The sequence below is a fragment of the Halorhabdus amylolytica genome, from assembly GCF_004944975.1.
Classification (GTDB): domain Archaea; phylum Halobacteriota; class Halobacteria; order Halobacteriales; family Haloarculaceae; genus Halorhabdus; species Halorhabdus amylolytica.
The window spans coordinates 1-12,406 of the sequence record NZ_SPQG01000025.1 but is presented as its reverse complement, the minus strand read 5'-3'; the positions used below and the strand labels follow the sequence as shown (position 1 = coordinate 12,406).

Sequence of the window (12,406 nt, the reverse complement as noted above, 5' to 3'; positions counted from 1 at the left end):
TACACCAGTCAACGGTGTAGCCACGTTAACTGTAGCTTCACGCACGACGACAACAGAGACGGCGACGAGTTCGAATGTCTGAAATGTGGGCGTGAGTACCACGCCGACTACAACGCCGCGAAGAACATCGCTCGGAAACTACTCCAGAACTGGCACAAGTCTGGGTCTGGAGGGGCAACCAGTCATCTTGCCCTGAAGTCGGGGACGTTGAACGTGAACGGCATTTACACGCCTACCACTGTTTAGTGGTCAGAATGGGAGTCCACCGACAAGCTCCGCCCTTCAGGGCGGAGAAGGTGACTTGAGAAGCATTAAGTCCGGCCTGACCCGACCCAACTGGTGTGCAACCGAGTCAAGGCACCCTCGTCGTCGCGCTGGCGGTGCCGTTTCTCGCCGCCGCGGTCACACCACTCCTGTATCGCGTTCTCGGGGAGCGCATCGCGTACTTCGGGGCGGCGATCGCGGCTGTCGCGTTCGCCCTCATCGGCACGCAGATCGGTACCCATGGGACCGTCACGATCCCGTGGATCCCGGCACTGGACGTCTCGCTTGCGCTGTACGTCGACGGCCTCTCACTGTTGCTCGGGTTGATCGTCAGTGGAATCGGGATCCTCATTTTCACCTACTCCGGCGGGTACATGCACGACGAGCCGGGGAAGGCGAAGTTCTACACCACGTTGCTGGTGTTCATGGGCGCGATGCTCGGGGTCGCCTTCGCGGCGGACTTGCTCGCGCTGTTCGTCTTCTGGGAACTCACCAGCGTCTCGTCGTTCGTCCTCATCGGCCACTATCAGGACCAGGCCGACTCCCAGTACGCCGCCCGGAAAGCGATGTTCATCACCGTCGCCGGCGGGCTGTTCATGCTCGTCGGATTCCTCCTCTTGTATACGATCTCCGGTGACGCGCTCGGGACCGCGACGTTCCGGCTCGCCGGGTCCGGTGGGATGATCGAGAACGCCGGGGCGATGCAGGAAGCGTTGCGCTCGGCCGGGCTGTTCGTTCCGGTGGTGGCTCTGATCGCGATCGGCGCGGCCGCGAAGTCGGCACAGGTTCCGCTCCACATCTGGCTACCCAACGCGATGGAGGCTCCCACGCCCGTTTCGGCCTTTCTCCACTCGGCGACGATGGTCAAAGCCGGGGTCTATCTCGTCGGTCGGTTCCGTCCGCTGTTGTCTACACCCGAGTGGGAACTCGTCTTCGCTGCGCTCGGGCTCCTGACGATGACCGTCGCGGCGATACTGGCAGTTGCGGCCGACGATATCAAGGAACTGCTGGCGTACTCGACGGCCTCGCACCTGGGACTCATCATCGCCGGCTTCGGCTTGCAATCCGTCTACGGGGCCGAGACGGGTGCGTTCCACATCCTGAATCACGCGCTGTTCAAGGCCGCGTTGTTCCTCGTCGCGGGCATCGTCGCCCACGAGGCCGGGACGCGGCTGCTCTCGGAACTCGGCGGGCTCTGGCGTGACCTGCCGATCACCGCCGCCGTGGCGGCCATCGCGGCTCTCGGTATGGCCGGATTACCCCCGTTCAACGGCTTCTACTCGAAGGAGTTGCTCTTCGAGGCGACCGTTTACACCGCCGAGCACGCCGGCGGGCTCTGGTGGCTCTTGCCCGCGGTCGCCGTCTTTGGCTCGATCTTCACGTTTCTGTACTCGATCCGGTTCCTCTCGCTGTTCTTCGGCGAGAAACCGGACGCCCTTGAGCACGTCCACTCACCACCGCTCACGATGTTGGCCCCGCCGGTCGTCCTGGCGGCGCTGGCGGGCATCGTCGGTCTCGGCGGTGTTTCGGCGACGTTTGGGGTCCATCTCGGACCGCTGGAACACTTCGTCGATCGTGTCGTCGAAGCGGTCGGGGCTACTGATCCGCACTTCGGCTATCACCTGCCGACATCGGTGACGCCCGCAGCGGTGATGAGCGCGATCACGATCGGGGTCGGCGCAGTCGCCTATCCCTCCTACGGCCGGATCGCGTCCGTCATCGAGCGGTTGATCGCGATCGATCCGCTCAGGCCGAACTTCTACTACGACGGGCTGGTCGGCTGGCTCGATCGGACGACGATCGTCTCCGGGACGGTCCAGACCGGCCGCCTGCGGACCTACGCGATCTGGTTGTTACTCGCCGTCGCAAGCCTCGCACTCGCCGGGTACGCCAGCGCGGGAGTCGTCTTGCCCGCCGTCTCGTCGATAGTCGCGGACCCGGCAATGGTGATCGTCCTGGCCGTGGCGATCGTCGCAGCGCTCGCAGTCACCCGGGCTCCCTCCCACATCGCGGGCGTGCTCACGCTTTCGATCCTCGGATTCATGGTCGCGATCTTCTACATCCTGGCGAGCGCACCGGATCTCGCACTGACCCAGTTGGTCATCGAGACGCTGGTGCTCGTGCTCTTCTTGCTCGTGCTCGACAAGCTGCCTGAGTTCTACGGCGAAGTCGATCGGACTCGAGCGCTCCGTGACGGGGCCGTCTCGGCCGTCGTCGGCGTCACTGTCTTCCTGACTGTTCTGATCTCGACCGCCGGGACGCCTGGCCAGCCGATCGCCCAGTACTTTATCGAACGGGCAGGCGTGCCAGCGGATCACGGGTCAACGTTGCTGGACTTCGGCGGCGGCGGAAACATCGTCAACGTGATCCTGGTCGACTTCAGGGCGTTCGACACGATGGGCGAGATTTCGGTGATCGCCATGGCAGCGATTTCGGTCATTACGCTGATCTCGATGCGGGAGCGAGGTGAATCCCAATGAGTTCCGAGCCACGACCGACGGACGGCGATACGACGGTGATCGCGCGGACGATCACGCGCGTGGTGGTTCCGATCATTATGCTGGTCGCGATCGCGCTCCTGTTGCAGGGCCACAACCTGCCGGGCGGCGGGTTCATCGCCGGCGTCCTCACAGTGACCGGGTTCGCCCTGATCTACGTCATCTACGGGTTGCGATACGTCGAACAGGAGCTTTTACATCGGACGGTCGTCCCGCGGTCGCTGCCGATCAGTGAAGGGGCGGCCGAGACCGATGTCGATCCGCCGATCATCAAGGAGTTCGGCGAGATATTCACGGTCGGGCTGGCGCTTGCAGCCGCCAGCGGTATCGTCGCGATGGCACTGGGCTTCCCGTTTCTTTCACAGGGCGTGTGGTTCCTTGCGGGAGTTCCCCTGTACGGCCACATGGAAGTCGCCAGCGCGCTGGCATTTGACCTGGGCGTGTATCTCGTCGTCGTCGGCGGACTACTGACGATCCTCGCGGTGGTGGGTGCCGAATGAGTGCCGTCACTGTCGGGACCCCAACGATCCTGCTCGCCAGCACGTCCGCCGGCTCTGAGGCGGGCCAGCCACAGGTCGTGCTGGCGATCGTCCTCGGGCTACTGTTCGCCTTGGGGACCTTCCTCGTCCTCCGGAAGGACGTGGTGCGGGTCGTCTGGGGCGTGACGATCATCAGCCAGGCGGCCAACGTCTACCTCGTGACGATGGGCGGCCTCCGTGGCGCGGTGCCAATCATCTCCCACGGCGGGGCTCACGGCGAGGTTACTGACCCACTGGTGCAGGCGCTGGTTCTGACGGCCATCGTCATCGGCTTCGGGACGACCGCCTTCGCCCTCGTGCTCACCTATCGCGTCTACGAAGAACACGGCACGATCGACCTCACGGAGGTGAGCGGGAGATGAGCGAGCACGTCGTCGTCGCGCCGCTGGTAGTTGCCCTGGTGACGGCGATCCTGACCCTCGGGACGCGCCGATATCCGCGCGGCCAGCGCGCCGTCAGTCTCCTGGGGATCGGGGCGTACGCCGTCGCAGTGCTCGCACTGGCGAGCCGGGTGGTTCCGCTCGGCGTTCTCACCGGATCCGGTGGAACGACCGAGACGCTCACCTACCAGGTGTCGAACTGGCCGGCGCCGTTCGGCATTTCGCTCGTCGCGGACGCGCTCTCTGCGTTCATGCTCGTGCTGGCCGTCGCTGTCGTCGTGCCGGCGCTCGTCTTCTCGGCGCTGTACGTCGAGGAGTTCGCACAGCGAGTCTCCTATCACTCGCTGTTCCACTTCATGCTCGCGGGCGTCACCGGGGCGTTCCTCACCGGGGACATCTTCAACCTCTTCGTGTGGTTCGAAGTGATGCTGATGCCCAGCTACGTGCTTGTGGTCTTCTACGGCCGCGCCGAGCACACGCGTGCGGCGCTGCAGTACACCGTCCTCAATCTGCTCGGCAGTGCCGTCATGTTGGTCGCGATCGGCGGCATCTACGCGACGGTGGGGACGCTCAACATGGCCGATATCGCCCGTCGACTCGCCCACGCGGGCGAGTTCGGGATCGATCCCGCGCCCGTCCTCGGGCTTGGAGCGATCCTCTTTGCGGTCTTTGCGCTGAAAGCCGGGATCGTCCCGTTCCAGTTCTGGGTGCCTGCGGCCTATCGGGCCGCCCCGGCACCGATCGCTGCGGTGATGGCCGGCGTCACCAAGAAGGTCGGCATCTACGCGATCATCCGGCTCCTCTTTACGGTCTTCGGGACCGCGACCGTCGGGGGCGGCCTCGCTCCCGCGCGGATCGCTGAGGGACTCGGCTTCGGCATGGCCGGGAAGTCCTTCCTCGGGTTGTTCGGGCCGGTCCTGTTCCTGATGGCGATCGGGAGCATTCTTCTTGGCGGACTCGGTGCCGTTTCGCGCAACGACTTAGACGACATCCTGGCGTATTCCTCGATCGGGCAGGTCGGGTTCATCGTGCTGGCACTGGCGCTTGCCGCGACCGGGCCCCAGGCGGTTCGGACCGCCGGGCTGATCGCAGCGCTGGTGTACTCGCTGAATCACGCGATCGCCAAGTCGGCGCTGTTCCTGATCAGCGGCACCGTCTACGAGGCCGTCGGCTCGATCCGTTTCGACGCGCTGGGTGGGCTCTCGACGCGGCGGCCGATCCTCGCCAGTTCGTTCTTCCTCGGCGGGATCGCCCTCGTCGGCATCCCGCCGTTGACGGGCTTTTTCGGCAAATTGCTCGTCTTCGACACGGCCGGAAAGGCGATCGTCGCCGGCGAACCGTTCGCGGGCGTGGCGCTGATCGTGGCGCTCGCCGGCGCGGTGTTGACGATCGCCTACGTCTCGCGGGCGTGGAACCGCGCCTTCTGGGGCTCGCCGAGCGATCCGGTGACGCGGTCCTATCAGCCGACGGCGCTGGTCGCCGTCGTCGCCGCGTTTGTGCTGCTCGTTGCCGTTCTTGGGATCGGATTCGATCCCGTCTATCGGGCCGCCGAGGCCGCCGCCCACGCCGCGACCGATCGGACGGAATACGTCGAGGCCGTCGCTCCGGAGGTGATCGGATGAAGCGCTGGCCTCTCGTCGGCGGCGCGCTGGCCGTCCTGTGGCTGTTCGTCCGGGGCGTCGAACCAGCGCCGGCGCCGGTCGCCGGCGCGCTGGTCACCGGGCTGGCGCTGGGGTTGCCGATCGCGTTCTTCTTCAGGCGGTTCTACGGCTCCGAGGCGCCCCCCGGCGGATTCGTCCGGGCGCTCCCGTTTGTCGTGATCTACCTCCTGACCTTCCTGAAGGAGCTGATCACGGCCAACGTCGATGTCGCCTACCGCGTGCTCGCCCCGTCGATGCCCATCGAGCCTGACGTGATCGAGCTCCCGTTGCGCGTCGAGTCCGACGCCGCGATCACCACGATCGCCAACAGCATCACGCTCACCCCGGGAACACTCACCATGGATTACGACGAGGACCGCAACTCGCTGTACGTCCACGCGATCGCCGCGGTCGACCGCGAGGCCGTCGTCGCACCGATCCGCACCTGGGAGGACTACGCGCTGCGGATCTTCGACGAGGAGCGGACGCCGTCCGATCCGGTCCCCGATCCGGACGCGCCCGAACCGGAGGACGACAGCGAACGGGCGACGGAGACGGATCGCGACCCAGGAGGTGAGACGGATGGCGAGTGAGATCCCGACGATACTGCTTTCGGTGATCGACGCGGGGCTGGTCGTCGCAAGCGCCGTCACGCTGTTTGCGGCCTATCGTGTGATCCGTGGGCCGACGGTGCCCGACCGGGTCGTCGCCCTGGACACGATCGGGACGAACGTCGTCGCGATCGCGATCCTGTTCGCGCTCCGGACTGGCGAGGGACTGTTCGTCACAGTGAGCCTCGTGCTCGCGATCATCGGGTTCATCAGTACGATCGCCGCCGCGCGGTTCGTCACGGAGGGTGACATCATCGAATGACGCTACTCGAAACGCTACACACCGGCATCATCGGCTTCCTGATCGTCCTGGGGGTATTCTTCCTCCTCATCGGAACGTTCGGACTCATCCGGTTGCCGGACGTCTATAACCGGATGCACGCCACGAGCAAGGCGACGACGCTGGGCGCGGCTTCGCTGTTCCTCGCGGGCTTTGCCTCCTTCGGCCCGCGGGGGGCGGGCCTGACGTCGCTAGTCGGCATCCTCTTTCTGTTCCTGACGGTGCCGACGGGTGCCCACATGATCTCGCGATCGGCCCAGAAGATGGGCGTCCCATTCTTCGGCGACGCGACCTGGCCCGGGACGGCCGAGTTCATCGAGAGTGAGGACGAAAACCAGAACAGCTAGTCACTGCTTGGGTCGAGTATCGCAGCGAGTTCCTCTGTAAGACGCGCCCCGAGTTCGGCCTTCGAACCAGCGAAGGAGTCGACGCCGTCCAGACTGACCAGCCGGGTTTCGGTGGCGTCGTCGCCGACGACTCCGGCCTCGTTCGCGACGACCAGCGAGAGATCCGTCCGATCGAGCAGATCACGTGCGGCCCCGATTAGTTCCCCTTCGTCGACGCCAGTTTCGAGTTTGAATCCGACCATCGGAAGCTCGGGGTCCGCCTCCCGGACACGATCGAGTAGTTTCGGCGTCGGTTCGAGTTCCAGTGTCAGGTTGTCCTGGCCGGACCTGATCTTCGACGGGCGTTCCTCGACGGTGTAATCGCTTATCGCCGCCGCCGAGACGAGCGCGTCAGCTTCTGGCGCCCGTCGCTCCGCCGCGGCGACCATCTCAGCCGCGCTCTCGACGTGTTCGACCGTGGCGTATGGGACATCGGGTCCGTCGTGTAACAGCGTCACATCAGCACCACGGACGTAGCAGGCTTTCGCGATCGCCCGCCCGGTCTTACCCGAAGCGCGGTTCGACAGCGTTCGAATCGGGTCGATCGACTCCGTGGTCGCGCCGCTGGTGACGACGATCTCCCGGCCAGCCAGGGGCTGACCCCCCGCCGCCCGGGCCGTCTCGAGGACGATTGCCTCTTCACTCGCGATCTTGGCCTTCGATTCCTCGATGCGCGGATCGGCGAAGGAGATACCCCACGACTCCAGGCGCTCGATCGCGTCGAGGACGCCGGGATGATCGTACATCGGTTCGTGCATGGCCGGTGCGATCACGACCGGGATATCCGCGCCGAGTGCCGTCGTCGCGCAGGTCGTCACGGGCGTGTCGTCGATCGCTGCGGCGACCTTTCCGACGGTGTTTGCCGTCGAGGGAGCGATCAGGAGGACGTCGCCCCACGGATCCTCGCCGAAAAACGTGACGTGCTCGACGCTGCCGCCAATCTCCGTGATCACGTCGCCGTCGGTCGCCAGTTCGACCGCCCACGGGTGGACGATGTTCGTCGCCGCGTCGGTCATTACGGCCCGGACCGTCGCGCCTCGACGGCGGAGTTCATGGGCCAGTTCGACGGTCTTGACGGCGGCGATCGACCCCGTCACCCCGAGGACGACGTTCGTGTCTTCGAGCATGGCGGGGGTTCGACGGGGACGTGCATGAAATCACCGCACCGGTCCCGGACGTCTCGATTCGTGTCGCTAGGACTCCCCTCGACAGATCTCGTGTTTGGCCACGACGTAAAACCGACCGACGCCGAGTCCAATGAACAGCAGGCCGATTGCGACGGCGAGAACCAACGGGAGATCCAGCTGGGCGAGAAAATAGAGTGCGCCCGCCGTCGTGACAGCGACGAGGATCGCACCGACTGCAACGATCGCCCATGCGGTCCACGGCGTCTCGGTGCGTCCAGTCGGACTCATCGACCTGATTTCGACACGTGCGAAGAAATACCCCGTGGCTGTCTGCGAACACGACGATCCGATCCGATTTCGCTGCCCTTCGGCGATCAGTCGAGGTCGAATTGCTCGGCAGCGGTCTCCATGTCTTTGTCTCCACGGCCGCTCAGGTTGATCAGGATGGTGTCGTGATCCGAAGCGATCTGCTTCGCCAGCGCTATCGCGTGGCTCGTCTCCAGGGCTGGGATGATCCCTTCGAGCATACTCAATTCGCGGAAGGCCTCCAGGGCCTCGTCGTCGGTGATGCCCTGATACTCACAGCGTCCGACTGCCCGGAACATCGCGTGTTCCGGGCCGACGCCGGGGTAGTCCAATCCGGCTGAGACCGAATGGACCTCGGTGTCGTCGTCGATGACGCGCGTCTTCATGCCGTGGAGAACGTCGTCCTCGCCGTCGGCGAGTGGCGCGGCGTGACGATCACTGTCGGCCCCTTCGCCGCCGCCCTCCGCGCCGTAGAAGGCCACGTCGTCGTCCCGGAACGCGTCGAACAGCCCGATCGCGTTCGAACCGCCGCCGACGCAGGCGACCGCGGCATCGGGCAGCCCGCCGATCCGGTCGCGGATTTGCTCGCGTGCCTCCTCGCCGATGACCGACTGGAACTCCCGGACCATCCGGGGGAACGGATCGGGACCGACGACCGAACCCACGAGGTAGTGCGTATCGTCGACGTTCTGTGCGAAGTCCTCCAGGGCGGCGTCGACGGCGTCGGCCAGCCCTTTCCCGCCGCGCGTGACCTCGTTGACTTCGGCACCCATCAGGCGCATCCGGAAGACGTTCATCCGCTGGCGGGCGACGTCTTTCTCTCCCATGTAAATCTCGGTGTCCAGATCGAGCATCGCGCCGACCATCGCCGTCGCAGTGCCGTGCTGGCCCGCGCCCGTCTCGGCGATCAGTCGCTCGCGGCCAGCCTTTTTCGCCAGCAGTGCCTGCCCGAGCGTGTTGTTCAGTTTGTGAGCACCACCGTGCAGCAGGTCTTCGCGTTTGAGGTAGATGTCGGCGCCGTAGGCTTCGGAAAGTCGTTTCGCGTGATACACCGGCGTTGGACGCCCGGCGTACTCCGCGAGCAACGAGCGGAACTCCGTCTGGAACTCTTCGCTCAGTGCGATGTCCTCGAACGCCCTCGCCAGTTGTTCGAGTGGCTCTTCGAGCGGTTCCGGAACGTGTCTCCCGCCGTACTCGCCGAACGTACCGCTATCCTCGGACATGTCTATCCGGTGCGCGGTGACGACTAAAGGTGTATCGGGATCCTGGAGAAAGATGCGAAACGCCCACCGTCAAACCGAGTTCGCCCGTTACCACTCACTCAGGATGGACGTCTGATCGCCATCTCCGGATTTCCAGATGACTTGGACCGTGTCGCCTTGGTAGACATTTTCAATGACGACACTATTACCAGCCCCAATTGAATCGGTCCCCCAGTGCTTCACGATAGCGGGGCTAGCACTACTATTGCCGTAATTGAAACTCACCGTGCTGTTGTCGAGCGTATCTCCGCCCGTGTGCGTTATCGTCAGGTTGTTACTGGAACTGTTGAAGTCGTACTCGAAACTCGCCTGTGGCGCGGTACTGCTGATCTGTTCGCCGAGTCCGAGGACGAACGTGGCGATGACGGCCGCCAGGATGACCGTGATGGCGACCATCAGGATCACGCCGATGACTGGACTCACCGCGTCGTCGTCCGTGACTAGCTTTTTGACATTCATAGTTGTTCGGTAGCCGGCGAGACGGCGACCCACTCGGCCGCACATCTCTTGGCGTGTACGTGTAGGTCAGTCGCTTCGGGGCATAAATGTACGTGACGAGTTATCCTGAATGATAACGCCTAGGGACGAAAATCAAATCTCGAACTCCAACGGGATTCATCGCACAGTCCCACAAGCCCCGATTCATTTCCTCTTTCCCTCTTTCACTTCCGCCACTGAGAAAAGCGTGAGCTAGCCGTCAGCAACTGTCTGCGCCAGTCGCTTCACAGCAGTAGCTGGTGGTTCGTGCGTCCCAGTCGGGGTGGGACTCCCCCATCCAGGCGTAGACGATCACGGCAGGGACGGATATCGCAGTCATGTCGAAGGGAGTCTCGGCGTTCACGAACTCCCTCGGAGCCCCCTGGGGGATCGTATCGACGGCGTACCCCGAGTCCCGCGATGTCCCGTGGACATCCGAGCCCGCTGGTCCCCATCTGAGGGAAGTGCATCGCGCTGTGGACATCGACCGCGATGATGTCACGGCACTGCCTAGTTTCACTCGTCAGGAAACCGTGGCAAGCGAGCAGCGCGGGACGCGGCGCGTCCCGCGGGCCGTACGGGCGATTCGCGGGGGACCCGTACAACGAAGCGAGCGCTGCAAACGGTCGTCGTATACTATAGATTCGGTGGAAGTGAAACTCCCGTTTCTGCGGATCGAAAACAGACCGCTGTGAAAGTGCTATTCGTTTTCGAGGGCGTCGTACATATCGCGGTGTTCGTCACGGTCAGCCTTGGCGACTCGCAACACGAGCTCTCGACGAATGTCTTCCATCACGTCGTCGAGTGGCGTTCGTTCTCCTGCCTTCTCTTCTGTCGCCATGTATTCCTCTTGACGATGAATCCGGTTAATCGTTCGGGTCCGATGACTCATCGGATAGCTGATCAAGTCCATACTCGACGAGGTCGCTTCGCCATCGTTCGATCACTTCGTTCAAATCGACTTCTGTCGTGTGTGTTCGGAGATATTCGATCATCTCGTCCTCGTCGACGGCCGTCTCATCGGTTCCGAACTGCTTCAGTATCTCCCTGATCTCGTCATCGTACTCGAACTGATAGCCGTTGAGGAGCTAGAATACGACTGTCACGTTGAGTGAGGTGCGCTTGTTTCCGTCCACGAACGGGTGGTTGGCGACAAGGAGCCGAAGCAGATGAAACGCCTTCTCGTGGATTGTCTCCGGCACCGACCCAAAGGCCTCCTCGTTGATGTACTCCAGTGCGAATTCGATATCTCCGCGACTTTGGACGCCTGGGCTGGTATTGGGGTACTCCGAGATGATGTCCTCGTGGATGTCGAAGATGTCTTCGACCGACGGATACCAAAACGAGTCGGTCATTATCGGAGGTTCATATCCGACTACCCTATCCTTTTCTCTCTCGAAATGACTGACTCTCGGAGGAACGCTGTACGTCAGTTCGTCTAGAACCGGGATGTGAGATATACGCCCGGAACACTCCTGGGTGAGTTTCTACTAGTAGCTTACGTGGAAATGAAGCGGGCAAAAGATAGCATCCGGCGGCCGAGCGGTCCGTCAGGACCCGGAAGGTCGCCGGTTCACTCGCCGAAGGCGAGGCCAAGGAAGGGGCGAAGCCCCTGACGCAGGCTTTTGGCCGAGCTTTTGCAAGCGAGCGACGCAGTCGCTCGCGTAGTAAAAGGTCGTAGTGTACGCCCGGAACACTCCTGGGTGAGTTTCTACTAGTAGGGTCGCTGAAATGTATTAGGATGTATGAGTGACTCACTCCTACAATATCAATACAATCGGTCAGATCCATGGATCGAGTTCTTCGTGGCCGCCGAACACATCTCGGTTCGGATACGTATCGACCATCGAAATAATACCAGCCGCAACCAGATACGCAGGCATCGTATCGTCGTAGAGCAGAACGATACCCGCGTGAGTCGCTGATGGTAAATCACCGAAATCTTTCACATCGCTCGTCACAATGATCAGTTGGTGGTCCCGTGCGTACGGGAGAACATCTTCCTCGTCGTCAGCACCCTGCCAAAGCGCATCACGGACGTGCTCGGCGTGAATCCCTTCCTTTTCCAGATACGTTGCTGTCTTTGGATCGATATTCTCGTCAAGGAGGAACTGCCACCCAGTCATCTCAGACGGTGTCCGGATCAACACCCTCGGGTCGGACGATCGACTCGCGGAAGCCTTCCATGGCGTCGTCACGTTCCTGCTCTACGGTACGCATTTCTCGCGGGTGGTCGTGATAGTACGCTAGCGCGTGATAGATGTCGGCCACATCGAGATCGTACCGATCCGCAATAGCTTCGGGATCCTCACCGCGTTCTTCGACGAGGGCGTACACCTGACGGACGCTGATTCGTCTCCCGTGGATATGAGGTTCACTCATGAGATCGCGGGCGACCCGTCGGGTGTCTCTCTCAGCCATATCTAATAGTGTGAACTACTCCCGCAAAAACGTACTGTTGATTGGAAAGAGTGTGTATCGAGTTGTCTACGAATATACGCCAAGCGGATTTAAGATATTTCACCACTGGAGCCGTCGAAAACGGCGGATATGGGGCCAAGAGAGTGCAAACCATTCCGCTTGAGCTTTTGCAAGCGAGCGACGCAGTCGCTCGCGTAGTAAAAGGTCGTAGTGTA

At 62.8% G+C, this 12,406-nt stretch carries 16 protein-coding genes and 1 pseudogene; 8 read left to right on the top strand and 9 right to left on the bottom strand.

What is annotated here, in order from left to right:
* The 8 genes from E3374_RS16900 to mnhG form a co-directional block, all read left to right on the top strand.
* Positions 1-246, top strand: a 246-nt coding sequence (locus E3374_RS16900) for a zinc ribbon domain-containing protein (RefSeq protein ID WP_169051898.1), incomplete at its 5' end; no start/stop codon positions are given.
* A gap of 95 nt (positions 247-341) precedes the next feature.
* A complete protein-coding gene (gene mbhE, locus E3374_RS16895) occupies positions 342-2,744 on the top strand; it encodes a hydrogen gas-evolving membrane-bound hydrogenase subunit E (RefSeq protein WP_136690131.1) in 2,403 nt (800 codons plus the stop codon).
* Positions 2,741-3,262, top strand: coding sequence for an MnhB domain-containing protein (locus tag E3374_RS16890; protein WP_136690130.1), 522 nt, complete (start codon positions 2,741-2,743; stop codon positions 3,260-3,262). The genes mbhE and E3374_RS16890 overlap by 4 nt, the downstream gene beginning before the upstream one ends.
* Positions 3,259-3,663, top strand: a complete 405-nt coding sequence (locus tag E3374_RS16885) for a sodium:proton antiporter (RefSeq protein ID WP_136690129.1) — start codon at positions 3,259-3,261, stop codon at positions 3,661-3,663. Before E3374_RS16890 ends, E3374_RS16885 begins: the two co-directional genes overlap by 4 nt.
* Positions 3,660-5,303 (top strand): complex I subunit 5 family protein, encoded by a 1,644-nt coding sequence (locus E3374_RS16880; protein WP_136690128.1) that lies wholly within the window; start codon positions 3,660-3,662, stop codon positions 5,301-5,303. The genes E3374_RS16885 and E3374_RS16880 overlap by 4 nt, the downstream gene beginning before the upstream one ends.
* The gene (locus E3374_RS16875; RefSeq protein WP_136690127.1) at positions 5,300-5,914 is read left to right on the top strand and encodes a Na+/H+ antiporter subunit E; all 615 of its coding nucleotides are present in this window, start codon (positions 5,300-5,302) and stop codon (positions 5,912-5,914) included. The genes E3374_RS16880 and E3374_RS16875 overlap by 4 nt, the downstream gene beginning before the upstream one ends.
* Complete coding sequence (locus E3374_RS16870; RefSeq protein ID WP_136690126.1) at positions 5,904-6,194, top strand: monovalent cation/H+ antiporter complex subunit F; 291 nt, start codon at positions 5,904-5,906, stop codon at positions 6,192-6,194. Before E3374_RS16875 ends, E3374_RS16870 begins: the two co-directional genes overlap by 11 nt.
* Positions 6,191-6,559, top strand: coding sequence for a monovalent cation/H(+) antiporter subunit G (gene mnhG, locus E3374_RS16865; RefSeq protein WP_136690125.1), 369 nt, complete (start codon positions 6,191-6,193; stop codon positions 6,557-6,559). The genes E3374_RS16870 and mnhG overlap by 4 nt, the downstream gene beginning before the upstream one ends.
* Here the strand turns inward: mnhG and coaBC are convergent.
* The 9 genes and pseudogenes from coaBC to E3374_RS16830 all read right to left on the bottom strand — a co-directional run bounded on the left by coaBC (position 6,556) and on the right by E3374_RS16830 (position 12,191).
* Positions 6,556-7,725, bottom strand: a complete 1,170-nt coding sequence (gene coaBC / locus E3374_RS16860; protein ID WP_136690124.1) for a bifunctional phosphopantothenoylcysteine decarboxylase/phosphopantothenate--cysteine ligase CoaBC — start codon at positions 7,723-7,725, stop codon at positions 6,556-6,558. The genes mnhG and coaBC overlap by 4 nt on opposite strands.
* A gap of 66 nt (positions 7,726-7,791) precedes the next feature.
* Entirely contained in the window at positions 7,792-8,013 is a 222-nt protein-coding gene (locus tag E3374_RS16855; RefSeq protein WP_136690123.1) for a hypothetical protein, read from the bottom strand.
* A gap of 86 nt (positions 8,014-8,099) precedes the next feature.
* A complete protein-coding gene (gene trpB, locus E3374_RS16850) occupies positions 8,100-9,254 on the bottom strand; it encodes a tryptophan synthase subunit beta (protein ID WP_136690122.1) in 1,155 nt (384 codons plus the stop codon).
* Between the two features lie 87 nt (positions 9,255-9,341).
* Positions 9,342-9,752, bottom strand: coding sequence for a type IV pilin (locus E3374_RS16845; protein WP_136690121.1), 411 nt, complete (start codon positions 9,750-9,752; stop codon positions 9,342-9,344).
* 238 nt (positions 9,753-9,990) lie between these two features.
* A complete protein-coding gene (locus tag E3374_RS17320) occupies positions 9,991-10,134 on the bottom strand; it encodes a hypothetical protein (protein WP_169051897.1) in 144 nt (47 codons plus the stop codon).
* 336 nt (positions 10,135-10,470) lie between these two features.
* Entirely contained in the window at positions 10,471-10,611 is a 141-nt protein-coding gene (locus E3374_RS17315; RefSeq protein ID WP_169051896.1) for a hypothetical protein, read from the bottom strand.
* Between the two features lie 25 nt (positions 10,612-10,636).
* A pseudogene (locus E3374_RS18115) lies at positions 10,637-11,125 on the bottom strand (type II toxin-antitoxin system death-on-curing family toxin).
* Positions 11,126-11,551: 426 nt separating this feature from the next.
* Positions 11,552-11,896: a DUF5615 family PIN-like protein gene (locus E3374_RS16835; protein ID WP_136690120.1), complete on the bottom strand. Its 345-nt coding sequence runs from the start codon at positions 11,894-11,896 to the stop codon at positions 11,552-11,554.
* A 1-nt stretch (position 11,897) separates the two neighbouring features.
* Positions 11,898-12,191, bottom strand: a complete 294-nt coding sequence (locus E3374_RS16830) for a DUF433 domain-containing protein (RefSeq protein WP_136690119.1) — start codon at positions 12,189-12,191, stop codon at positions 11,898-11,900.
* Positions 12,192-12,406 lie beyond the last annotated feature (215 nt).

Bases quoted from the DNA above. Each gene is read 5' to 3' on its own strand.
- E3374_RS16890 (WP_136690130.1), top strand. From the start codon at position 2,741: ATGAGTTCCGAGCCACGACCGACGGACGGCGATACGACGGTGATCGCG.
- E3374_RS16885 (WP_136690129.1), top strand. From the start codon at position 3,259: ATGAGTGCCGTCACTGTCGGGACCCCAACGATCCTGCTCGCCAGCACG.
- E3374_RS16880 (WP_136690128.1), top strand. From the start codon at position 3,660: ATGAGCGAGCACGTCGTCGTCGCGCCGCTGGTAGTTGCCCTGGTGACG.
- E3374_RS16875 (WP_136690127.1), top strand. From the start codon at position 5,300: ATGAAGCGCTGGCCTCTCGTCGGCGGCGCGCTGGCCGTCCTGTGGCTG.
- E3374_RS16870 (WP_136690126.1), top strand. From the start codon at position 5,904: ATGGCGAGTGAGATCCCGACGATACTGCTTTCGGTGATCGACGCGGGG.
- mnhG (WP_136690125.1), top strand. From the start codon at position 6,191: ATGACGCTACTCGAAACGCTACACACCGGCATCATCGGCTTCCTGATC.
- coaBC (WP_136690124.1), bottom strand. From the start codon at position 7,725: ATGCTCGAAGACACGAACGTCGTCCTCGGGGTGACGGGGTCGATCGCC.
- E3374_RS16855 (WP_136690123.1), bottom strand. From the start codon at position 8,013: ATGAGTCCGACTGGACGCACCGAGACGCCGTGGACCGCATGGGCGATC.
- trpB (WP_136690122.1), bottom strand. From the start codon at position 9,254: ATGTCCGAGGATAGCGGTACGTTCGGCGAGTACGGCGGGAGACACGTT.
- E3374_RS16845 (WP_136690121.1), bottom strand. From the start codon at position 9,752: ATGAATGTCAAAAAGCTAGTCACGGACGACGACGCGGTGAGTCCAGTC.
- E3374_RS17315 (WP_169051896.1), bottom strand. From the start codon at position 10,611: ATGGCGACAGAAGAGAAGGCAGGAGAACGAACGCCACTCGACGACGTG.
- E3374_RS16835 (WP_136690120.1), bottom strand. From the start codon at position 11,896: ATGACTGGGTGGCAGTTCCTCCTTGACGAGAATATCGATCCAAAGACA.
- E3374_RS16830 (WP_136690119.1), bottom strand. From the start codon at position 12,191: ATGGCTGAGAGAGACACCCGACGGGTCGCCCGCGATCTCATGAGTGAA.